Raw genomic sequence first — 22,591 nt, forward strand, 5'->3', positions numbered from 1 at the left:
ATAAATTCACTTTTTTATGTGCACCTGTATGAATCTTCGATCAAGCTTGCATTAGAGATGGCTAACAAAAATGCATCATTCGAACAGACGTATCCACAGTTTCCAGATAACTCTTATGTACTTGGTTCAGAAAACCACCAGTTAATTGAACAGTTTGGGCTTGACCCCGATGAAGGATATGCCTATTTTGTCGAATCCCTACAGAATGCGATCTCAAAAAAGCTACCTACGTTATCAGTCATTGATTATAAAGAACAGTTATTCCAAAAGTTTAACAGTATCAATGAAACCTTGACTGATCCTATCATTAACATTGTTGAACAAAAAGCCAAAGAGTTGGGAATTTCAAAAAAAGCGGCTGCTCAGTTAATTGGTTTAGATCCTTTTGACAGAGCCCCATTGATTCTTGCATCGCCATCCGCTAATCCTGGTTTTTGTCACAATAGACCGACCGTTGCTGAATATTGGTTTTCAAAACAGTATTTTTTCGAAAAACCATTTGCAATTCTTGCAACCCTCATGTTGGGCATTAAAAATGTTCATAATACAACGATTTCAAGCCGTTTTACCGATGGACAGATTTTAAAAACTGTGCTAATGGGTTTTGCGGCAGCGACCGTCGGAATTGCAAGTTGGCTCTGGATTAAAAAAAAGCAGACAAAAAAGGTTGCTGCAACTGAAACAGAACCGAATAACGTGGAAACATTACAGTAAAGTTATGTTTTAATTTTTACAAAATAAAATCTTTTTATACGTATATTTTTGACTTTTTTATAGAATTACTGTAAAGTTATCTTTATTAAGATTCTTACATTAACAATTCGTTAAGATTTAAAAAATGCTTTTTGAAAGGTAGATAATGCAGTTTATTGTAAAATTAATGATATTTTTAGGATATTTTCAAAGCTGCACTCCCATGAATTTTGGTGCTGGATTGTCTGGATTGTTAAGAAGGACGCTATCTAGCAGTACCTATTTACGCTTAACAAGAACACCTATAACAGAAGTAAAACTCGAGCTTCCTTTGTCCAACATAAAGGTACCGTGCCCACAAAATGCATCGAAAGATCAAAAATTAATCACAGATGCAGTAAATAAAACTTTTGAAGCTTATGGTAACGGCAAAGATCCTATGTATAACTTGGCTTTACGTTATAAAAATGAACTTCAAAATCCGAATAAAAAATAAAGCGTGATAAATTGTTTTGTAATTTAATCACATGTTGCAGTCATGCTCATCTCGATCAACCTTTTTACATTCACCTATTGCTGTCTGCAGTTAGGATGGCTTTATTTTAATTTTTTCGTTTTTTTTGGTGCGATATGATGTTGGCATAAGTTTAGTCTTACTTTCAGGAGTTTTTAAATGAATATTTCATAATATAAAAATTAATATTTATCTTTTTTTGTATATTTTGTTTCATTATATATTTTGATCCCAAAACTTTAATTTTATGTATTTCTATATGAGGAGCACTATGTTAATTATTATTAGTTTATTACTCTTGAATATAGCTTTTCCTTTTACATTAAACGGAATGATGAAAGGGCTTACTGAGGGCAAAAAAACCTCTATTGTCAATCCCAAAAAACGTATGATACATTATGATGCCAATATATATACGCCAATGGCACAGAATATGTTAACGAAAATTGATACACAATACCCAACTACTAAGGAACTTACTCCTGAAATAGTGTCAAATACAATCGAACATGTTATTGCAACTGCTACTAGATCACATCCACCAAAAATTGCAACAACATATGCAGCAGCTACTAATATTAATGACTTTTCAAAAATAAGTAAGCATGGTAAATATCTATGCCTACGAGAACATGGCATTGATAGGGAAAAAGCTGATGAAATCGTTGAACAGTTAGAAAATTTTTCTAACAATACAGATCCAGATAAATTTAAATATAAAGACGGAATGGCTAGGGTTTTACCGAAAAATATAAGTCCAATCATAGATCATGAGATCGATCCAGAAGGAAAATTAAAATGTTATTTTGAAATTTTTGCGCCAACCATTTCTGAAAAACCAATACCTAATATTGTATCTATTAAAAATGCTCAATCAGCAAATCCCAATGGACCAATTATTTTTAATCAGCATGAAGATGGGTTGCATGTTGAATTACCAAAACAATTTGATGGTACTACGGTTTCCAGATTGCCTCTTGATGTAAAACGTATACTATCATACAGTGCTACTAATGAACATTTACAGCATGATGCTTTATCCGGCAATACAGTTTTGACTGGCGCACTATCAGGTGGAGTTGCTATGGTGGGATGGCTACTTGAAACTAGTGTTCCGATGGCTGGTCAAGTAGTTTCAGCACAAGTTTCAAAACGTCTTGGAAAAATAGGTCCTAAAGCTTTAAACGAGTTGCATGATCGAATCGCCTTAAATACAGAAATGCATTTATATAGTACTAATCTACCTATTGAGTTAAAACAACAAATGGCAGAACTGGAAGTTTCTGACGCTATACAGACTATTTTACTTCAAGCTTTACATGATACAGAACAAGATTTAGGTAAAATGGACCTATCCACAGCGGAATGGTCAAATGAATGGCCTGATACTGTTAAAGAAACATTTCAGAAAAAGGTTGAAAATATTATACGTAATGCATATCCTGAGGAAAATGATCTGCAAGAAACTATGAAAACCTATGCTAAATCAGTAGTAAGAGATAAAAATATATTTAAAGGCATAAATCCATTTGCCGGATTAGTAAATGGAGGTTTTTTGCTTAGACTTTTAAATAAAAAAGCTTAAAATATTTATAAATAGATTGCAAAAATAATTATAGATCTTAGATGATGAATAATGTATCTCTAAGATCTATAATTGTTTTTCCTTCAAACAATATTTTGAACTTGCTCCCGCATCTTTTCAATTTCAACTTTTGCATCGATAGCATATTTTGCAATGGTCGCATCTGAACATTTTGCATTCATCGTATTTGTCTCTCGTACTAATTCTTGCAAAATAAAATCAAGCACTTTACCTTTTTCTACCTGGCTTGCAATGAGCTGATTTTCAAGATTATGCAGATGACTTTTAAACCGACTTATCTCTTCATGAATGTCAATTTTATCAAGCAGTGAATACAGCGCATTTTTTTGCACATCATTTGCTTCTGTGGGTGCTTCCTTTATTTCAAGAAGATTTTTCTGTATCTGTTCTTTTGTTCGTTCAACAAAATCGGCCGCCTGTGTTTCAATAGCACGAATGAAGAGATGCATATTTTGTATACGTGTATGAAAGTCCTGTTGTATTGTTGATCCTTCTTTGATTCTTGATGCAATCACTTTATCTGCAAGTTCATCGACAATTGCCAAAAAGGATTCTGCAATCACTTCGTCTGCAAGCTGTTCTGGGGTATTAAAAACATTCGGAAGCCGTAAGATATGTTCAAGCGCAATCGGTTGATCAATGTTACACTCTTTTTTAATAACAGTAATCGCTTTCATGTAATTTTGAATCGTATTTAAAGATGGTTCAATAGAACCTTGTAAAATATCGATATTCGAAATCGAACCGATAAGATGTACATGACCACGTTTTAATTTTTCTTTTAATTTTTTAAGTATAACCGTTTCAAGGTATGATAACGCTGAAGGAATTCTACAGTTAAGTTCGAAAAATCGTCCATTAAGCGACTTTAAACTTAATGATATCGTTGCTTTTCCTTGAGCAGTTGTGATTAGCTTATTTGCAACGGCAAATCCGGTCATACTTTGAATCATACTATCCTTTATCCCAACGTCGTATAAACATTTTGTACATCATCATGCTCTTCAAGTTCATTAAGCAGATCAATAACACTGGCTGCCTCATCTTCTGAAAGTTCAACGGAATTTTTTGCAATCCATTCAAACTGTGCAGATTCAATTTCATATCCTTTTTGTTTTAATGCATTGCGGACATGATCAAGTGCTTTCATGCTGCAGATAACTAATGTATCATGATCAGAAGGTTTGATGTCAACAATATCAAACTCAAGTAACTGTTCTAGTAACAGATCGACTGAAACCTTTCCAACAATTCGTATACAGCCATAATGATCAAACATCCATGCAACAGATCCCGCTTCGCCCAGATGTCCACCATGGGATGAAAAAATATGACGAAGCTCAGCAACGGTACGATTACGATTATCAGAAAGCGTATCGACCATAATTGCAATACCATGTTTTGCATGTCCTTCATAGACAAACGGTTCGTAATGTACACCGGGCAACTCTCCCGTTCCCCTTTTAATCGCCCGTGTTGCATTTTCTAACGGCATATTAATTGCTTTTGCCTGTTCTAATAAAAAACGCAACCCAGGATTGTGAGCTGGATCACCACCGCCATGCTTTGCCGATACGGTGATTTCTTTAATCAAACGCGTAAAAGCCTTTGCTTTTTTTCCATCTTCTTTTGCTTTTTTATGTTTTATTTGTGACCATTTATTATGACCTGACATGCATGCTCCAGAATAGTTTTAGATTTTTGAGAAAGTATATAATAAGGTTAAAAAAATGTCGATCCATTTTTTAAGCAGCACCTTTGATTTTTCAGATGAGATATTAATAGCTTTTTTTAAATTATTTTGATATTGTTTAAAGATATATTTTATAAAAAGTTTTAATTTAGATGGTCAGAATTTCTGTTTTTATCATCTTTGCACTGTTTCAAACCATTTTTTTACATGCAGTAGAACCATTAAAAAATATTGCATTAAGAAGAATAACCACAGACCTTATTTCATCACAAACATCATATGCAAATAAAATTCAAACCCATTATGGTTTACATTTTGAAACGGGACTTGAAAGTGAAGTAATAGCACTAAGAAGCTGGCTGAACCGTGAAAAAATAACGAATAAAACTATTGAATCATATAAATCATTAAAAAAACAACTTACAGATTTTAAACCTAAAAATGCTGCTTATGAATTTGAACAGTACGCACATGATAGGTTCTTTAGAGTAAAAAAAGATATAGAAATCTCGTGCAAAATCAGTTTTGGTCAATGGTCATGTGATGAAACTCTCCCAAGTGAAACACTTTACAGAAAAATGAGCAAAGAATTAATCACTATTTTTAACTATGTGGTCGAAATGGAAGAGGTTTTAATGCCTTGTTCTTCTACCGTATTGAATTTTGGCTTATATAGGTTTTGTAGACACGAGTCTTTTTATGAAAAGTTTGGTTTTTTTGCATTTGACACGCAAAAACCTTTCAAAGATATACTATTATGGTTTTCAGATAATAATAATATTGCGAATTTAAAAAGAAGTTTAATTCAGTTTTCATTCGCATGTGCTTTCTATGTTTTTTCTGAACCATTACAAGAGGCATTAGATGAAGTGAATTTATTGAAAAAAGAGATAAAAGGTTTTACTTTTATGTCACGTCTAGCATCAATGATTGAATACGTGAACAGTGTAAATAAGTCACTAGGCTATGAGCAGCGTTATGAGATTTTACCATCCTTATCGACTTTAGACCAGTTCAGGTTACTTTATTTTTACTGCATGGCAGCAAAAGGAAACGATTTTGGATTACCTGGCAATCCTAGCCAAGAAATAGTTATTAATGATCATAAGATAGATGTTTTTAAATGGAATTTAAAACAATTTAAGAACTGGATGGAGATAAATGCATTGATACGATCTCCAGATGAAACAATTACTAATCAACCAAAGCATAAACCAACTGACTCTTCTTTTAGAGCTGCTTATTTTGAAAATGATACCTATCAGACAGAATATTATGCTAATTTACACCATCACAGCGAAAAAATAGTTAATGAATTGAATTCTGAAGAAAAAAAGTATTTGGAGTTAAAAAAGGCTTTTAATACAATGCAGATACTATTTCCAGAAATAGATGATCAAGCATATGCACGTTCTATTTTAACTGCTTTGAAACACTTATTTAAAGAAGACCTAATTGTGCAAGTAACTGGTCATCAAGAGCACAATCTTCATAATTGTTTCAATCCCACACCATCGAAAATTAAAGAATTTTATAGTACTTTAAAAAGTATTCAAAATGCACTATCGCAAACAGATGCTTTTAACAATATGCTTACTGACCAATATCAACTCAATCAAACAATGAAAACCTTCTTTGGGGATGATATTAAAGGTTACATAAAAGCAGATCATTTTATTGGCGTTATGTTTTTGCGAAGAAAACTTATCAGTTTTTTATATTCATTTCATTCTAAAAATTACACAGGAAAAGATTGTGAAAATGAGATAGCTTCTTTACCAGCACCATACAACAAAGAACAGTTCAATAAGGTAAAAGTAGCTTTAGAAGATTGTAAGATTTTTAAAGAATTCTTTGAAAAACTACTTACTTTTTTAGATTGGCTTAAGGTTAGTCAAGAGGCAAAAACACGGTATCTGACTTGGCATGCTATCTTAAAGAACCCCAAAGCAAACTGTTTGACCATTGATGGACTTGCCAATATTAAAGAATTTTTATATGAATCATTTGATCAGATCATTGAGTGGTGCACACTTACATCTGAAAAAACAGACAGTTCTAAAACATTCCAACCCGTTATCCAGACTGCGAAAAAAGAGATAAATGAACTTTTTGAAAACCACAATACTCCACTCATTGAAAATGCCAAAGAAGAGTTATTAGAATTTCATATTGAAATTTCTGCAAAAGAATGTGAAAGATACCTTGAAAAACTCGCCAGCTTCGATGGAGATTATGGAAGGTCAGTAGCTGAAAAGAATGCATTAAAAGAGGAAGGAGAAGAGCGCAAAGCAAGAGAAAACGCATTAAGGTTGAAATGGCAATACGAGCAAGATGTAAGTTGTCTAGACGAAATTCAACAAATACGCAAACAAAAAGAACAGACAGCTATAAACCTCGCAAGAGAAGATCGCACAAGGCAGATAAGTAAAACAGTAGAGATTGAAGCTGAGACGAACTCAACACCAAACACAGTCAATCCAGATAACGACCCAATCGCACCAATCGAGAAAAAAAATCAAAACATTCAACCATCAGATAAAAGATTCGTATTCTTATTCAACCTGTTAAAAAATAGTATTTCAGCAGTCCCACCATTATACTTTTATGCTCTCACTTCTCTTTTTGCTGTATGTTTATTTTATTTCAACCAACAGTTTGAGCAAATCAGTCTTAATGTCATTCACTCTATTTTCCAAAATAGTTTAAAATCCCAATGACGAGTTCAATAAAAATTAAAATCGTGATTAAAATAGAGATCATATCTTCGCGATTTGTTTCAATTTTGTGCTGATGGCTTGCTTGAACCGACTCGATAATTTTTAGCTTTCGATCGATACTCTCCTGCCACTGTTTAATTTCCATATGTTCTGTCAATAGTTGGTGAATCTCAGAAAGGTATTTTTCATTTGCAATCTTAATACTACTTTCAAGCCGTTCAGTAATTACAGAAATATCAACCTTCATTTTCCACAATTTTTCAATAGGATCATCTGAAAACATCGTATAAAATGGCATATATGATGCCCACGTCGTCTGCTTTACTTTACCTTCATAGATCTCATTCAGCTTTTCATCTAACACACGATCAAAAAAACGAAGCTCCAGATGGTGTATGGCGCCAAATTCAAAAAGGTCGATGATATCCAAATAATCTTTCGTATAAATAAAAGAACTATCCGCATCAATGACCATCAACTCCTCACGATAATAGCCAATTGCGGACTCCCAGATCTCTGATATCTGATATTCAGAAAGCGTTTCTGTTTCAAGCCTGAGCATACTTGCAATCGTATCACCATATATTTTTTGTAACTCCTTGAGATCTTTAACCTGTGGATGAGGATCTATCTGCAAGGTGCTGTAAGAAGAACGCGCCTTTGCAAAGGTTGGCTGTGAAATTGCTGGTTCAATTGCTTTGAAAATAGCAAGTGCATCTTGCAAACTTTTGTCATAATGCGCATTCACAATCTGTTCATAACTTTTTTTTAAGTTTTTCAAGGTATCCTGAAAACCTATTTTATAGGTTAAACAGATGCCGCCAAAATTATGAACTTTGCACATTGAAAAGTACGTAGATGTCTTTTTATTTTTTAATTCTATGGCAAGCGGTGCATGATGATGTTTAAAATGCTTTGCTTTATGGGTAATTGGTACGACGGTATGCATCTTTGAAACTGCCAAAAGATCAACATCATCGCCAACATCAAAGGTATGGAAAATATAGATATTTCCAGTAAAAATCATCGTATCTGAACTGTCATTCATACGAGCTTGTGACATGTAAAACTCCGTTTATTTTTTTGTAAGAATGGCCAGGAATGCTTCTTGTGGAATTTCAACATTGCCTACCTGTTTCATTTTCTTTTTGCCTTCTTTCTGTTTTTCAAGCAGTTTTCGTTTTCGTGAAATATCACCGCCGTAACATTTTGCAGTAACATCTTTACGTAATGGAGCAACACGCTCACGTGCTATGATTTTTGCGCCAATTGCTGCTTGCAAAACAACTTCAAATAACTGTCGAGGAATCTTATCTTTCAGTTTTTCAACCAAAATTCTGCCTGTAAAATAGGCTTTATCGTTATGGACGATGACCGACAATGCATCAACCGGCTTGCCATTGATTAAGATATCCATTTTTACCAAGTCCGATTCCTGATATCCCGCCTCTTCATAATCAAAGCTTGCGTACCCTGAACTAACCGATTTCAGCTGATCATAAAAATCGGTTGCAACCTCAGTTAATGGAAGCTTGTATTTAAGCATTACGCGTTGATCATCAATAAACGTTAGGTCTTTCTGTTCACCACGCTTGTCCTGGCAGAGCGTCAAAAGTGAACCCAGATAGGTTTGTGGAACAATAATCGTCACATCGATCATCGGCTCAAAAATAGCAGCAATTTTTTGTGGCTCTGGAAATTCCGCTGGACTTTCAACGTTAACCGTTGTGCCATCATACAGCTGGACTTTGTACAGCACACTTGGTGCCGTTGGAATAACAACCAGGCCATACTCCTGTTCAAGTCGTTGTCTGAATACATCCATATGCAAAAGGCCCAAAAAGCCACAACGAAAACCGAGTCCAAGTGCAGCTGATGTCTTCTTTTCAACGGTTACACTTGCATCATTTAAGGTTAATTTTTCTATTGCTTCGCGCAACTGTTCAAATTCATTACTCTCAACCGGATACAGTCCCGCAAATACGACCGGTTTTGCAGGTTTAAAACCAGGAAATGGAATGACCGGTTTTTTGGGATGGAACACCGTATCTCCAATGCGTGCTTCTCGGACCGACTTCATACCTGTAATAATATAGCCAACCTGGCCTGCGTACAGACCATCAACAGGTACAGGGTCAGGATACATCAAACCGATTTCCAGTACTTCGTGTTCCACATCAGCCTGCGCAAAGCCAACAATGTCACCTTTTTTCAAAGAACCATCTTTTAACGCGATCAGACAGATAACACCTCGGTATTCATCAAACCATGAATCGAATAATAGCGCTTTGAATGGTAGTTCAAGCGAGCTTTGAGGTTGTGGTATTCGTTTGACCACTGCCTGCAAAATAGTATCAATGCCTATTTTTGCTTTTGCGGATGCTCTGACAACCTGCATGCTAGTAAAATCAAAAAGCTTTTCAATCTGATGCTCTACGCGCTCAGGATCTGCTGTTGGCAAATCAATTTTATTAATAACAGGAATAATTTCAAGGTTTTGATCAAATGCCAGATAAAAATTGGCCAACGTTTGTGCTTCAACTCCCTGCGAAGCATCAACAAGCAGCAACGCACCTTGGCATGCATACAATGAACGTGAAACCTCATAATTGAAATCAACATGGCCAGGGGTATCAATAAGGTTTAAAAGATATGTCTGCCCTTCATACGCGTAAAACATTGAAGCCGTCTGCGCTTTGACTGTGATACCACGTTCTCGTTCAACCTGCAGTTTGTCTAGAAACTGATCCTTTTTTTCACGATCACTTAGTGTTCCTGTGATTTCAAGTAATCGGTCGGACAACGTTGATTTTCCATGGTCGATGTGTGCAATAATTGAAAAATTTCTAATTTTATCAGGCGTAAAGTTTTTGAGGTCTTTTGTTTTAATACTCATAAGTCCAATGTCATTTTGATATAAAATAGTGCTATTTTATTTATAATAAAAGATCCGTCACCATTTGTAAAATGTTACATGGTTTTAGCGGTTGGAGTGTGACCTTCTATACTCAATAGGAAATTTCTTCATTGTTTTGTAAGGCAAACCTCACTGCTACTGTTGTTAAACAAGTTAGCAACAATATTATTGTTAATTTGATCCTCATTGAAAACACTGTTATATCTAGTTTTTTCATGCGTTCCATTATTTCTATTATTTCATCAATGCTTAATTTTTCAGGATTATAATCTGTTAGGTTCTTTATTATTTTATCTGTTATTAATGGAAAAATTTCTGCAAACTGAAAAAGTTCTGCCTCATTTTCTTTCTGTATATACGTACTATTTAATATTTTACACATTGATTGATTAAATTTTTTAAGCTCTCCGAAATTATTTTTAAACTGTGTATAATAATCGTTGATTTTCAAAAGCTCATTTTCAAAATCTTCTTTTGTGTCACTCAAACGAAATAAACAAGGCTTTGCTAATTGAAAAACTGAATTGTATAAGACTAGCTCATTTTGCAGATTTTTTGTAGCATGTTCAGTTAACAGCCATTCTACATTTTTTAAATCATCTATAGAATGTATTACCTGACCATTTGAGCTATTCAAAGCATTCGTAAAAAGATATCCCAACCTCCTATTCGTATGCTGAAATTCAGAAATTTTTTCCAGTAAAGGCACTATATGTTCAATAATGAACACCTCTTTACAGCATTCCTTTCCAGCTTTTTTGATACTTTGTATAACAGGATCGTTCTGATCTACTAAAAAAAATGGAGCTCGGTTTTCAAATTCCACACATATATCAATTGAATTAATAGCATTATTAAATTTAAATTTATCTAATACTGCAAGTGCATTTTGAAAAAGTAGCTGTTTTTGTTGAAAAAATGATTCATCTGAAGAATTAACTTTTTTTCTCAAATCTTCCAATAACTGAAATATTTCATAAATTTCAACATCATCATCGTTGCGATGTAATGCAATTGCGTGTAAACGCAGCCTGATTTCAGCAATCTCTGGAAGCAAAAAGGTCTCATAATTTTGAATAAGCTCAAAAAAAGATTTTTTTTTGTCGTTAATAGTTTGTTATTCTGTTCGATCGAGGAATATTTTTCACAGCGTCCATCACGATATATCATAATCAATGGGATCTGACTTATATTGTAAATCAAATTATTCATAATTTGATCTTCTATTGGGATTTTTCTAACAAAAGAATCTACTTTTAACATCAAAAGCTTACTTATTGCCAAAAAATACTGATGTTCATCTCCATTTATTTTAGAATATGTAGTTTGTAAACTTGTTTGCAATTTAAGCAAAAAATCAGAAAGTTTTGGATATATTTTTTGTATAATGCTTTTTTGATCTCTTAATTCTTTTAAAAAATTTTTTTGATAAGCCATTAGTTCATTTACTTTATCATTTTTAAGAAATACTAGATATTCCTCATAAGTTTTTAATCTATTAATAGAAGACATTGATATTGTTTGTTGCTCAGACAACAGATGCATCTGGGCCCAAAACAGTTCTTGTTTGATTTTATTCCTCAAGCATAGATCAAAAAATATACAACCTTCATTCAGCGAGAACATAAAATGTTTTTCTAAAAGACCATTAAGCGTTCGTATTTTTGGCAAAAACTTTTCAAATGTTTTAGGAAAAATTGAGGCGTTTTTCAATAGCTCTTGTTGTGTAGGTAAAAATCGCCAAAAATCGTTTTTGGGACTAAAAAAATTTTCTATGTGATCATGCATCTTAGCAGCCTTTACCATTTTTCTTGCAAAGCAAGATCCCCAATATTTAAGTTCAGTAGTGTTTGTCGTCCAACCTCGTATACTAAAGGCATTATCACATCGTGAAAAAAAAGTATCTAAAATCGATTCTTTTTCTTGAATGTTAAAAGCTATTTTTTCAAAAAAATCTTTAATATCTTTTTCATTATTATCCTTATCAAAATCTAGCAAAGGACCTGAATCAATCCCATACAATTCTCTATGTTCTTTTAAATCACGTGCAAATACAGCCGAATACAAACTCGTTTCTTGATATTCATCTTTTTTTTCTATAAAACAGGGACAAGAATTCCAAATTTGATGTAACAATGGAGAGCCTTCTGTATTCAGTTTATGCCATTCAATGAGCCGTAGTCCATGTTCTTGCAACCAAGGAAAAACATGTGAAATCAGCAAACTGTTTTTTTCTACTAGTACATGTTGCCTTTCAAATTTAGGAAATGATGCTTGTAAAGTCTGGAAATCAGACAAAGTAAACAGCTGATGTTTGACTGTAAAATCATCAAAGAATTTATTGGTATCGAGTAATCGATCTTTTGGCTGCTTAGTGATTGATATCCAATACCGCAACAATGGATCAACTGAGTTAATAGTCTTTGCCGTACTGTCTAAAAAAGTTTTATACTCAGTTTTGATCTCTTCAAGGCACTGACTTTTTATTGCTTGCCCATAACTATCATTCAAAAATAGTTCTTCAATACTATCAATCTCTTTGACCATTTGCGAAAAATAGATTGTCTTTTTTAAAATCTGGTTTGTTTGAGAGGTTTGAATCTTTTGTTGACTACCAAATATAACTGGAAACCGCTTGACATGTCCAAAACATTCGTGATTATCAAATTCGGCTAATGTGCTTATAATAAGCTCACTATCAAATGGTTTTTTATTCTGAATTAACACTTCTGTTGAAAGCTCCATGCCAAATAACGGGTATACCGTTGCAAACAATAACAAAACAAAAGCTACAGATTTAAGTAATTTTAATCTCATTGACAGTTTTGATATTTAAAAAGATTGCGTATATTGACAATTGAATAGCATAAATATAATGCATAAAAATGAACTTTGCAAAATCATACGTATTTTGTATCCTTTGTAGTGAGTGTGTATGTTGCATCAAAAGGGTGTTGTTGTGTTTTTAATTTTTTACCTCAGTTTTATTGTTATAAATTTTACATCTAATCTTTTTGCAAAAGCTGGTGATAACAGGTTTATCCCGCTACTTTCAACGCCCTATATTGTGCCAGAGCATAAAAATGCGTATATTGCCTCTGCAGTGCACTTTGCTTCTGCAACATCGGCATACAATACCGCAGATCGTCAGTGTGCATTGCCAGAATTTTACGGTACTTTAGATCTTGGTGTATTATCACGTGCATGGGCAAAAGTTTCCGGTTCAAATCCGTTACGCAGCTATTTTCAAGACAAATCAATCCCCTGTTTTGTTGATGGCAAAGTCAAAATGCAGGGAATCTCCTGTGCCACTTCCTATCCACTAGTTCCAGAAATTTCAGTGGGAGGTTCTGTGCTGTGTACGCGTGTACATACTGAATTTTCATTTATGCTGGATAATCTGAAATTTGCAGCAACCGATTCAATCTATGATGAGCTTGATCAACAAAGGCGATTACTGTTTGACAGAATGGGTATAAAGCAGGAAAGCAGTACGCGAGTTGGTCTGCAAGAAGCAGAGATTCATATTGCCTTTGGATCAATGTGGGAACGAATGTTTAAAATGCGCAGTTTTTCACTCAACGGTATTATCGGACTTACGTTTCCGCCAACCTTGCATACAGAAACTGCAGCTCCTGCAACCATCATGCAGGGAAGCGAAAAGTTATGGGGCATGTACCTTGCGACAGACAACCGTTTTGTATTAAAAGAGGATCTCTGGATTCAGGTATACTTGCAGGTTTCAAAACGATTTTCAAAAGTAGTCGATCGTCGCCTGCCTGTTTTGAATGAACCAACCCCATTTGGTGCAGCAGTAGGTCAAGTGCATTTTGATCCAGGAATTACCGTTCTTTTCTGTCCGTCATTTGTGGTAGGACGGCTGCGTGGAGGGTTGGGTGTTACGGTCAGTTATACATTAACGTATCATCAACAGGATCATTTTACAGATCGACGGGTAGAAAAACATGTTCCGGTTACGCTTGAACAGATGCAAAAAACGTCAGGCTGGGGATCTGATTATGTGTCGGTGCAGGTATTTTATGATGCAAGTGGCGACCAGTTTGATGACCCTGCCATTCCAATCGTAAAGTTCAAGTGGGATATCCCGACCGATTTTTTTGTGGCAAAGCGTGTTGCAAAAACACACCATGTAATGGTAGGGGTTGACTGCTCTTTTTAAAAAATTGAAATAATACACACACAAAGTAACACATAAAAAAGGAAAGCGTATGAAGTTTTTGCCAGCATTTAAAGTTGATTTTTGGACAAGAAAAAAAAGAGGTTGGTTTTCGATTTTTTCAAATGATATGGCCATAGATTTGGGAACTGCCAACACCGTCGTGTATGCACGCAATCGAGGAATACTGTTAAACGAGCCAACCGTGGTTGCCGTCAGAGCTCATACCAAACAGGTACTTGCCGCAGGACGCTTGGCAAAAGATATGCTTGGCAAAACTCCAGAAAATATTATCGCCGTTCGGCCGTTGCGTGACGGTGTTATTGCTGATTTTGAACTGACCGAAAGTATGCTTCGTTATTTTATTCGTGCAGTTCACAATGATCGTCACACGCTCATTCGTCCACGCATGATCGTTGGCGTTCCGTCCGGCATTACACAGGTTGAAAAACGGGCAATTGAAGAGTCGGCACGTCAAGCTGGTGCACGTGAAGTGTATACGATTATGGAACCGATGGCCGCAGCGATTGGCGCGGGGCTGCCGGTGCAAGAACCGTCGGGTAACCTGATAGTCGACATCGGCGGTGGCACCACCGAAGTTGCAGTTATTTCACTTAAGTCTGTCGTTTTTTGTCGTTCGGTACGTGTTGGCGGTGACGAGATGGATCGGGCCATTGTGCAGTATGTGAAACGAAAATATAATCTTTTGATCGGCGAACGGACCGCAGAAACCATAAAAATAGAGATCGGCTCAGCACTGCTTGGCACTGATGATCGTGCAGATCAGGTGCTTGTGCGCGGGCGTGATCTGGTGACTGGAGTACCCAAAACCATCACGTTAACACGCGCTGAAGTCAACGAGGCGCTGCTTGAAACGGTTGCATGCATTGTTGATGTGGTACGCGTGGCCCTTGAAAATACGCCACCTGAGCTTTCTTCAGATCTGGTAACGCGAGGCATCACCATGGCCGGTGGAGGATCACTCCTGCCAGGGCTCACTGAACTTATTTCACGTGAAACGGGAGGCTTGCCGGTTCGCGTTGCAGATAATCCACTGTTTTGTGTTGCAAACGGTGCAGGAAAGGTGCTTGAAGAGCTTGATTTTTTCAGGGAAGCTTTGATGCAATAGGTTTACATATGAAAAATAAATCATTCATGATTAAAAGTGCTTCTGAAATAGATATTCCTTGTCTTTCAAAAGCACTTTTAGAAGAACAGATAAGAAAATCAGAAAAGCTTTTTCAAAACTATTTTAAAGAACAAAAACAGGGTCAAAGATATTTTTTAATTGCCTTTGCAAAAGAAAAGCCAATTGGATACGTTACGCTCAAACTGCAATCTGAATACCCGTATTTTGAAGCAAATCAGATTCCTGAAATTAGTGATTTAAATGTTTTACCATCTATGCGTAATCAAGGCATTGGTTCTGCGTTACTAAAAACAGCTGAAGACATTGCTCAGGAGTTCAGTAATATTGTTGGAATTGGTGTTGGATTATATGCAGGATCCGATGGCGGTTATGGATCAGCACAAAGATTATATATTAAAAATGGATATATTCCAGATGGCCATGGTATTACATATAACTATCAGCCAGTTATTCCTGGCAATACATATTGCATAGACGATGAACTTATTCTTTGGTTTACAAAAAATTTAAAATAGAAATGCTATTAATTTAGTAGCACAGTACTGGAATCATATGACCCCGGAAGCACGAGAGTATGTTTTGAACAGACTCAAAGAAGATAATCCGAAGATCTATGAAGAAGTTTTAGAGTATGATAAAAAGCATCAGAATGAATAGATTTACTACTTTAATGTTTCGATTATCAATTTTGCAATTGCATTAGTACCAAACTCTATAATCGATCTGAACTTTTTGCATTCATCAATTGCGCTAGCTATTTCTGATGAGCATTGGTGTTGGTATTTCTCATACTGTGCATCCTGCATAAGACCTTTTAAAAGCTTTATTGCACGCATGTCATTATTGTCTTTATTATCAATCCTAAAATGTTCGTTTAAATAGAAGTAACGTTGCGCATTGGCCGGATAATTTTTATACTTTGCTCTTGTTTTTCTGCATGCCTTCTCTGCTTGATCAAATTTATTCTCGTCAAACAGTGCACTTATTGATTGTTCTTCTTCATATGCCAATTGCCACCATGATTTTTGCGCTTGTGCAGTGCACAATCCAGTAAAAAGGAAACTAAATACAACAAGAAAGATATGATGTTTCATAAAATGATTTAAAACCTTGAAAAATATAAATTCTTTTTAAGAATAAATATAAAAAAAACTTTTGTCACTATTTTTGTAAGCAAGTAGTCGACAATCCAAAATCTTATAAACTACTAATTTTTTTAGCAACCTGATACCCTATATGAAAAAAGATAGCAGAAAAGAGGTTTTTTGTCACTGTTTTCTACTAGTAAACAGTGACAAAAAACCCTGTAATTAATCAATTTTCTTACTTTAAAATAGTTTTTTCTTGTGATTTTTTAAAATATATGTAAAGTTTAACATTAGTTATTTTAAAAATGAATGATTAAAAATGAGATCATCGATACTATTACTACTGTTTTTAAGCTTATATAATACTATTTATTCATCGTTTGCCCCGATTTCGGACTGTTTTAATAATATTTGTCGATCCTTTTCGTTGAATTGGGACTATTATAAATATAGATGGACTCTTCTATCGCTTGCACAAGAAACGTCAAAGCTACCTGGTGAGTTTGATACAGTTCAGTTTCAAGCATTAGATGGAAAGCAAATACTTTTATCAAAGAATCATGCAGAAAGCTTGGCTGGCTATCCGCCCAGCTATGAATTATATGAATATATCAGAACACACGATACTATACCAACGTTCCAGTCTCTGGAAAATAAATGGATTATGAAAAGCCAGGATAGTACTCTACCCCCTTCACGCGCTATTAATGCAGAAAAAATGAATAACGTTTTTGTAAAACACGGCATTAAATATTTCAAGGTCCCCCAAAAATACCTATTTTTAGTCAGTAGCGAGGTAGACGTATTTGGCGAAGCAGCTCCTGATGTATTTGCTGATTATATTAAGGCAAAGCAAAAGCACAAGTTTACTATTGAGCAAGTAAAAGAGTTTGAAACAGTTTTAAAATATACAGGATATAAAGATTTTCAAGATCCGAACAATCTAACCCAGGTAGATGATGTGTACTATTTTATTGATACCGAGGCGGCTTCGTTTTATCGAGGAGGCCGCACGATTGATGGTATAACCATTATTAATAAAAATGCAATTAAACTGGTAGCAGAGTTCCGTAATCATATGACGCCAGAAGCACGAGATTATGTTTTGAACAGACTCAAAGAAGATAATCCGAAGCTCTATCAGGAAGTTTTGGAGTATGATCAAGCGCATCAAGGTCAAGACGTATAATTTGAAATCAATGTGGAGTAAGCCAAGCCCAAACTTGGTTACCAGGTCTACGTTTCAATTTTAAAATACGTTCTCGACGCCCTCTTGAAAAGCCAAATTTATAAAAAGGGTTTTTTGACGAAGTATAATAATATATAAGAGCAAGATCCTTAAAAAAACTTAATAGACCTTCTTGAAATTTCCAACCATCCGCAAAGCCGTTCTTATATTGTTTCAAGTTTGTATCAAATTGCTCATGATATGAAGGGAAATTTTCTTGATAGGCCTGATTTTTATGATATTTTTGCTGTGCTCTTTCACGCATTCTTCTTTCATCAACGTCTGAATTTGCTCCTACTGATTGAACTGAATTTGGGCGCAAGCAGTGTAAAAAAACGTCTGAAAAATTAATGTTTTTTCTATCAAGTAACTCTGCCAATCCTTCAGGATCAGTATCCACACAGCTTAACAAGTATTCATCAATATGTTTACTACAAAAGTCAATTAAGCCATCAGCATGATCGTTCAGTACTTTATCGACACGCTGTGCATGCAATGAATATGCATTAGATACACTACAAAAAAACACAAACAAAAGACTAACGTGCCAGCATTCAAAAATCAATTTCATATGCACCTCAGCAAAGAAATTCAAAGTTGTAAAAAATGATGCGCCAACGGCTCGGTGTAATGATTAAAAATATACCAAAATGAAACAAAAATTAAACTTTTTTCCATTCTTCAACAGGGCTTACGCATGAAAAATTTTACTGAGAGATTTAATCAAATGTTTAAAAGACATGCAGTTTTTGCGCGTGATGCCTTTTAAGGATTGGTCAGGTTTATCTTTGATTTTTTGAATGACATTGAGGGCCCATTTTCGCATGATAGCGATATTTTCGGAGGCATTATCATTGCGAATACAAGATTTATCCTTTTTTTTACTAACTTTTTCATGCGTAAGTCCTGCTGTAAGAACAGGATTTTTATGGAAATTGTAAAAGAAAAGCGCTATAATTTTTCTATTAAAAAATATTTTTAGGGGGCAATTGCATTTGCGCTTTCATCAAAACACTGATTTTGGTAAAATATTTCCTGAACCAGTTTCTCAATAATGAATTAATAAAATACGAAGCAAAACAGGTAATCAAAATGCGAGATGTGATAATAAAAGTAGTTTTTAGCCTATTGTTTGACCTGGTTTTTATTTTATATGCTATTTTTTTTTTAATAAGCTTTGAAGGGGAAAATGCTATTTGACCTCTTCTGTACCCCTGATTGAATTTATTTTTTTTTATTGAAAAAACATAAAATCCGACTCTTTTATGATTGTGATCTTTTCCAAAATCCATTTCATAACAATGTTCATCTTTAAAAACTTTATTCAAATGTTTATTGATAAAATCCTTATATTTATTAGCACAATCATCTCGCTCTACATAACGATTATAGAAGCACCAAGGGATTAACTGAAACAAACTATTAACAAAAAAATGACCCGGTATTGTCAATGGAAATAGAAATGAAAGAGGCAATAAAGAAAAAGGGTTGCCCTGATCTAGATAATACATTTTTTCCTTTGTTGTAATCTCAATTGGCCTATATCGCAGCACATTATCTCCCGTTTGCATACTTATTTTTAATATATCATTATTTTTCTTTTGCCTTTCAAAAATAATCTCAGTAATTTTTTTGCTAAAAAAGCTTTTTTCATCAGGGTTACCATGATGATAGGCCACTATGATTTCAGGCCTTATATGAAAAAATCTGATGCAAAGTCCATCCTTTGCGTATTCATTTAAGGTTTTGAGAAAGTTTTGTGCATATGCTTCCTCAAAATTATTATCTTTAGGAATGTCATGAAATGTTTGACAAGTATCTTGAAAAACTGATGGCTTTTTTTGAATTGACTGAATAGCATGCCACACTATCATTTGTGTTTCAACTGCTCGTTTCCTGCGCATATCTTCAAGATTTTCTTCTATAGTAATGCGATACGCCCAAGGTATCTGTTTTAATAATTTTTTATGCAAATCTAATGTGTTTTTTGCCAACTGTTGATAGTGCGCATTTTTTTTTTAGTATCATCATTTTCACGATCATTATCATAGTCTTCTGGCCAATGATCTACGATATTACCATGTTTATTATACACAGGAACATATATAATGCAGTCTTCATCAAGTACAGGCTTTGGAAGGATGAAATGCTTTTCAGATTCACATGGCAGACGATTTACAGAAAATTTTCTTGCTAACGGATTACGTGTTTTTTTATTATGCTCTTTTAGCTCGTAAATATTTTGTATTAGTTGTGCAACCTCTTTTAAAAAATAGATCTCTTGCCAATCAGCTATCTCTGAAAAAAGGTCTTTGGTTAAGTTTAACTTCTTTTTTTCAAGATGATCAATAAGTCCATTGAGTTTAAAGTTTTTATATTCTTTTTCACTTATGCAACTACCAACTTCTTGTGCAATACACGTGTAAAACGATTGCAAAGTCAAGAATGACAAAAGTAACAAACATGTATATCGATTCATATGCTCGAATGTACTCTTAAAAAATTTCCATACATAAATATACCAGAAAAAAGATTTTACAGCAAAGTCAAATTAATTGATAGATATATTTTGTTTAAAAAGTTCATAGATTGAATGTCCTGAAACTTTACGAAGAGATTTAAGATGGGCCCTTTTCACTATCGCTTACGTCGCTTGGATATTTCATGTTTATTCCATCTTGCTTTGTTTATATCACTTTTTTATATCACAGATACGTTCAGTATATCACAATTTTTTTCATGAATACGTTTTCTTAGAGTATGATTAGTCACAACCAGTTCAAGACGTATAACTTAAAATCAATGCGGTTAGTTAAAAATATCCGCAACCATCATTGGCTTACCAGGCCCATTCAATTTTGAAATACGTTCTCGATGGCCTCTTGAAAAGCCAAATTTATAAAAAAGGTTTTGAAAAGAACCACAAACGTATCCCCGAATAAGATCAAATAATATGCGCATTTGGAAAAACCATGCAAAATCGGTTTCAATTTTAGAACCATCCGCAAATCCGTTCTTATATTGTTTCAAGTTTCTATCAAATTGCTCACGATATGAAGGGAAATTTTCTTGATAAGCCGCATTTTTATGATATCTTTGCTGTACTCTTTCACATATTATTCTTTTAGCAACGTCTGAATTTGCTCCTACTGATTGAACTAGGTCTGCGTCCAAGCAGTGTAAAAAAACGTCTAAAAAATTAATGTTTTGTCTATTAAGTAACTCTGCCACTCCTTCAGGCTCGATATGCACACCGTTTAACAAGTATTCATCGATATGTTTGCTACAAAAGTCAATTAAGGCATCAGCATGATCGTTCAGTACTTCATCGGTATCTTTGGTATGCAATGGATATGCATCAGATACACCACAAAACAACAAAAACAAAACAGTAAAACAGCACCGTTGGAAAATGAATTGCATATGCTACCACCAAATAATATAAATTTGTAAAGAAATAAGGCATTAATATTTAGATATAACAGTATTATGCTATCAAAAAAATAACCGTAAGCAAACTTTTTTAATTCTTTAAGATAACAAGCAGTCGGCAATCAAAATCTTATAAACCACCAATTTTATTCGCAATTTTAAAACCTATCATTGATGACAGTCCCACCGCAATTAACGCTACAACCGCTGCGCATGATTTTTTTTGCATAGCAACTCATCGTATGAGCTGTCTGGTCTGCATTCATGAGTGATTTTGCACGTACATAACCGTCTTTAAAGTTTTTATACAAAAGCTGCAACGATACAAGTCCACAATAACCCGATAAATGATTGTATAACCGTTCATTTTCTGGAGAACATCTACCTTCTTTTGATATCTCCCACAATACCTTACCACACAATATGGCAACAGCTTGGCCTACCAGTCGTGCTGCAAGTCTTTTTCTTGATGGCAGTTCTGCCTTTTTAGTGTTATTTTCAAGCCCTTGGTCTGTAACCGGAGGCTCTGCGTGCAGACCAGCAATAGCGCAGGTCATAAGCCCAAGTAAAAGTAACTTTTTCATATTAATCCTCAATTTTTAAGCTATTCACAACATTACTGCTATTCATAACATTTCTGCAGAAAACGAAAGATTTTTTGATTTTTCAATGCTGCAACATTTATTAAAACCGGTACACTAGCCGTCACCAAAGCTGCAATTCCAGCGCCTACTTTTTTTGCATATCGCGCTATACGACTTTCTGTCTGATCTGCACTCATGCATGATTTTGCAATCGCATAGCTATCTTTCACATTTTGATTAAAAAGCTCTACCCAACCAAACAAAGTCATACCAGCTGAAATCATAAGCGCATTGAACTTATCGTCATCAGATGGATAACGCTTAAAGGTTGTGTAGCCCTTCAATGCCAAAAATGGCACCAATGGTACAGCTGTTTGCAACAACAGTCGTGCTGCAAGTCTTTTTTTTGATGGTTCTTGTGCTGATACAGTATCACCGACCACTGTTTTGGCATTTTTAAGCTCGTCTGCTAATTTCATTGCCTCTTCAAGTTTTTGCATAAGCTCGTCACCTTTTTCATTGGCAATAACTTCATTTTCGTTATCAACAACCGGTTCTGCCTGGATAGTCATCGCACATGTCATAAGTCCAAATAACAACAACTTTTTCATAATAACCCTTTAGCTTAAATATTTTTAATATAGTTTTGATTATATATTTTCTTTCAAAAATATCAAATTTAAATACAAAATAAAGACATTTGTTATAATTTATTTTCAAAATGAAATAATATATTCAGCTCTTTATTTTATCGCTCTCGAATATGTCGATCTAGTCACTATTGTTTAA

At 34.5% G+C, this 22,591-nt stretch carries 21 protein-coding genes; 8 read left to right on the forward strand and 13 right to left on the reverse strand.

Annotation, left to right across the window (positions count from 1 at the left end; translation table 11 throughout):
• The first annotated feature begins 18 nt into the window (after positions 1-18).
• The 3 genes from IPG37_02435 to IPG37_02445 all read left to right on the forward strand — a co-directional run bounded on the left by IPG37_02435 (position 19) and on the right by IPG37_02445 (position 2,792).
• A complete protein-coding gene (locus IPG37_02435; GenBank protein QQR54257.1) occupies positions 19-714 on the forward strand; it encodes a hypothetical protein in 696 nt (231 codons plus the stop codon).
• 145 nt (positions 715-859) lie between these two features.
• Positions 860-1,189 carry a hypothetical protein gene (locus IPG37_02440; protein QQR54258.1) on the forward strand — a complete coding sequence of 110 codons (330 nt, stop codon included), beginning with the start codon at positions 860-862 and terminating at the stop codon, positions 1,187-1,189.
• A 289-nt stretch (positions 1,190-1,478) separates the two neighbouring features.
• A complete protein-coding gene (locus IPG37_02445; protein QQR54259.1) occupies positions 1,479-2,792 on the forward strand; it encodes a hypothetical protein in 1,314 nt (437 codons plus the stop codon).
• Between the two features lie 83 nt (positions 2,793-2,875).
• On the opposite strand, the gene IPG37_02450 is transcribed toward IPG37_02445, so the two are convergent.
• Entirely contained in the window at positions 2,876-3,766 is an 891-nt protein-coding gene (locus IPG37_02450) for a YicC family protein (GenBank protein ID QQR54260.1), read from the reverse strand.
• An 8-nt stretch (positions 3,767-3,774) separates the two neighbouring features.
• Positions 3,775-4,488: a YebC/PmpR family DNA-binding transcriptional regulator gene (locus IPG37_02455; protein ID QQR54261.1), complete on the reverse strand. Its 714-nt coding sequence runs from the start codon at positions 4,486-4,488 to the stop codon at positions 3,775-3,777.
• A gap of 170 nt (positions 4,489-4,658) precedes the next feature.
• Here IPG37_02455 and IPG37_02460 point away from each other — a divergent pair, with 170 nt between their 5' ends.
• Positions 4,659-7,226, forward strand: a complete 2,568-nt coding sequence (locus IPG37_02460; GenBank protein ID QQR54262.1) for a hypothetical protein — start codon at positions 4,659-4,661, stop codon at positions 7,224-7,226.
• Here the strand turns inward: IPG37_02460 and IPG37_02465 are convergent.
• The 4 genes from IPG37_02465 to IPG37_02480 all read right to left on the reverse strand — a co-directional run bounded on the left by IPG37_02465 (position 7,195) and on the right by IPG37_02480 (position 12,960).
• The gene (locus tag IPG37_02465) at positions 7,195-8,289 is read right to left on the reverse strand and encodes a hypothetical protein (GenBank protein ID QQR54263.1); all 1,095 of its coding nucleotides are present in this window, start codon (positions 8,287-8,289) and stop codon (positions 7,195-7,197) included. The two genes, IPG37_02460 and IPG37_02465, sit on opposite strands and share 32 nt — an antisense overlap.
• Before the next feature lie 12 nt (positions 8,290-8,301).
• Positions 8,302-10,122: an elongation factor 4 gene (gene lepA / locus IPG37_02470; protein ID QQR54264.1), complete on the reverse strand. Its 1,821-nt coding sequence runs from the start codon at positions 10,120-10,122 to the stop codon at positions 8,302-8,304.
• 112 nt (positions 10,123-10,234) lie between these two features.
• Positions 10,235-11,095: a hypothetical protein gene (locus IPG37_02475; protein ID QQR54265.1), complete on the reverse strand. Its 861-nt coding sequence runs from the start codon at positions 11,093-11,095 to the stop codon at positions 10,235-10,237.
• Complete coding sequence (locus IPG37_02480) at positions 11,092-12,960, reverse strand: hypothetical protein (protein ID QQR54266.1); 1,869 nt, start codon at positions 12,958-12,960, stop codon at positions 11,092-11,094. The genes IPG37_02475 and IPG37_02480 overlap by 4 nt, the downstream gene beginning before the upstream one ends.
• 142 nt (positions 12,961-13,102) lie before the next feature.
• Between IPG37_02480 and IPG37_02485 the strand changes: the two genes are divergently transcribed.
• Genes IPG37_02485 through IPG37_02495 form a run of 3 tightly spaced genes read left to right on the forward strand, consistent with a single transcriptional unit; the run spans position 13,103 to position 15,985 of the window.
• The gene (locus tag IPG37_02485) at positions 13,103-14,323 is read left to right on the forward strand and encodes a hypothetical protein (GenBank protein QQR54267.1); all 1,221 of its coding nucleotides are present in this window, start codon (positions 13,103-13,105) and stop codon (positions 14,321-14,323) included.
• Between the two features lie 49 nt (positions 14,324-14,372).
• Positions 14,373-15,449, forward strand: coding sequence for a rod shape-determining protein (locus tag IPG37_02490; GenBank protein ID QQR54268.1), 1,077 nt, complete (start codon positions 14,373-14,375; stop codon positions 15,447-15,449).
• 8 nt (positions 15,450-15,457) lie between these two features.
• The gene (locus IPG37_02495) at positions 15,458-15,985 is read left to right on the forward strand and encodes a GNAT family N-acetyltransferase (GenBank protein ID QQR54269.1); all 528 of its coding nucleotides are present in this window, start codon (positions 15,458-15,460) and stop codon (positions 15,983-15,985) included.
• Between the two features lie 147 nt (positions 15,986-16,132).
• On the opposite strand, the gene IPG37_02500 is transcribed toward IPG37_02495, so the two are convergent.
• Positions 16,133-16,564, reverse strand: a complete 432-nt coding sequence (locus tag IPG37_02500) for a hypothetical protein (protein ID QQR54270.1) — start codon at positions 16,562-16,564, stop codon at positions 16,133-16,135.
• 313 nt (positions 16,565-16,877) lie between these two features.
• Here IPG37_02500 and IPG37_02505 point away from each other — a divergent pair, with 313 nt between their 5' ends.
• Positions 16,878-17,747 carry a hypothetical protein gene (locus IPG37_02505; GenBank protein QQR54271.1) on the forward strand — a complete coding sequence of 290 codons (870 nt, stop codon included), beginning with the start codon at positions 16,878-16,880 and terminating at the stop codon, positions 17,745-17,747.
• A 7-nt stretch (positions 17,748-17,754) separates the two neighbouring features.
• Here IPG37_02505 and IPG37_02510 read toward each other — a convergent pair whose 3' ends face one another.
• From IPG37_02510 to IPG37_02535, 6 genes are all read right to left on the reverse strand, one after another.
• Positions 17,755-18,357, reverse strand: coding sequence for a hypothetical protein (locus tag IPG37_02510; protein ID QQR53312.1), 603 nt, complete (start codon positions 18,355-18,357; stop codon positions 17,755-17,757).
• Positions 18,358-18,751: 394 nt separating this feature from the next.
• Positions 18,752-19,759 carry a hypothetical protein gene (locus IPG37_02515; GenBank protein QQR53313.1) on the reverse strand — a complete coding sequence of 336 codons (1,008 nt, stop codon included), beginning with the start codon at positions 19,757-19,759 and terminating at the stop codon, positions 18,752-18,754.
• A 2-nt stretch (positions 19,760-19,761) separates the two neighbouring features.
• Positions 19,762-20,265 carry a hypothetical protein gene (locus IPG37_02520; protein QQR53314.1) on the reverse strand — a complete coding sequence of 168 codons (504 nt, stop codon included), beginning with the start codon at positions 20,263-20,265 and terminating at the stop codon, positions 19,762-19,764.
• Positions 20,266-20,594: 329 nt separating this feature from the next.
• Complete coding sequence (locus IPG37_02525; GenBank protein ID QQR53315.1) at positions 20,595-21,209, reverse strand: hypothetical protein; 615 nt, start codon at positions 21,207-21,209, stop codon at positions 20,595-20,597.
• A gap of 167 nt (positions 21,210-21,376) precedes the next feature.
• Positions 21,377-21,802, reverse strand: a complete 426-nt coding sequence (locus tag IPG37_02530) for a hypothetical protein (GenBank protein ID QQR53316.1) — start codon at positions 21,800-21,802, stop codon at positions 21,377-21,379.
• A 38-nt stretch (positions 21,803-21,840) separates the two neighbouring features.
• Complete coding sequence (locus IPG37_02535; protein QQR53317.1) at positions 21,841-22,413, reverse strand: hypothetical protein; 573 nt, start codon at positions 22,411-22,413, stop codon at positions 21,841-21,843.
• Between the last annotated feature and the right edge of the window lie 178 nt (positions 22,414-22,591).

The sequence above is a fragment of the bacterium genome (genome assembly GCA_016699125.1).
GTDB lineage: Bacteria > Babelota > Babeliae > Babelales > Vermiphilaceae > AWTP1-30.

Coding starts and splice junctions, on each gene's coding strand:
- IPG37_02440 (QQR54258.1), top strand. CDS start 860: ATGCAGTTTATTGTAAAATTAATGATATTTTTAGGATATTTTCAAAGC.
- IPG37_02445 (QQR54259.1), top strand. CDS start 1,479: ATGTTAATTATTATTAGTTTATTACTCTTGAATATAGCTTTTCCTTTT.
- IPG37_02450 (QQR54260.1), bottom strand. CDS start 3,766: ATGATTCAAAGTATGACCGGATTTGCCGTTGCAAATAAGCTAATCACA.
- IPG37_02455 (QQR54261.1), bottom strand. CDS start 4,488: ATGTCAGGTCATAATAAATGGTCACAAATAAAACATAAAAAAGCAAAA.
- IPG37_02460 (QQR54262.1), top strand. CDS start 4,659: ATGGTCAGAATTTCTGTTTTTATCATCTTTGCACTGTTTCAAACCATT.
- IPG37_02465 (QQR54263.1), bottom strand. CDS start 8,289: ATGTCACAAGCTCGTATGAATGACAGTTCAGATACGATGATTTTTACT.
- lepA (QQR54264.1), bottom strand. CDS start 10,122: ATGAGTATTAAAACAAAAGACCTCAAAAACTTTACGCCTGATAAAATT.
- IPG37_02480 (QQR54266.1), bottom strand. CDS start 12,960: ATGAGATTAAAATTACTTAAATCTGTAGCTTTTGTTTTGTTATTGTTT.
- IPG37_02490 (QQR54268.1), top strand. CDS start 14,373: ATGAAGTTTTTGCCAGCATTTAAAGTTGATTTTTGGACAAGAAAAAAA.
- IPG37_02495 (QQR54269.1), top strand. CDS start 15,458: ATGAAAAATAAATCATTCATGATTAAAAGTGCTTCTGAAATAGATATT.
- IPG37_02500 (QQR54270.1), bottom strand. CDS start 16,564: ATGAAACATCATATCTTTCTTGTTGTATTTAGTTTCCTTTTTACTGGA.
- IPG37_02505 (QQR54271.1), top strand. CDS start 16,878: ATGAGATCATCGATACTATTACTACTGTTTTTAAGCTTATATAATACT.
- IPG37_02510 (QQR53312.1), bottom strand. CDS start 18,357: ATGAAATTGATTTTTGAATGCTGGCACGTTAGTCTTTTGTTTGTGTTT.
- IPG37_02520 (QQR53314.1), bottom strand. CDS start 20,265: ATGAATCGATATACATGTTTGTTACTTTTGTCATTCTTGACTTTGCAA.
- IPG37_02525 (QQR53315.1), bottom strand. CDS start 21,209: ATGCAATTCATTTTCCAACGGTGCTGTTTTACTGTTTTGTTTTTGTTG.
- IPG37_02530 (QQR53316.1), bottom strand. CDS start 21,802: ATGAAAAAGTTACTTTTACTTGGGCTTATGACCTGCGCTATTGCTGGT.
- IPG37_02535 (QQR53317.1), bottom strand. CDS start 22,413: ATGAAAAAGTTGTTGTTATTTGGACTTATGACATGTGCGATGACTATC.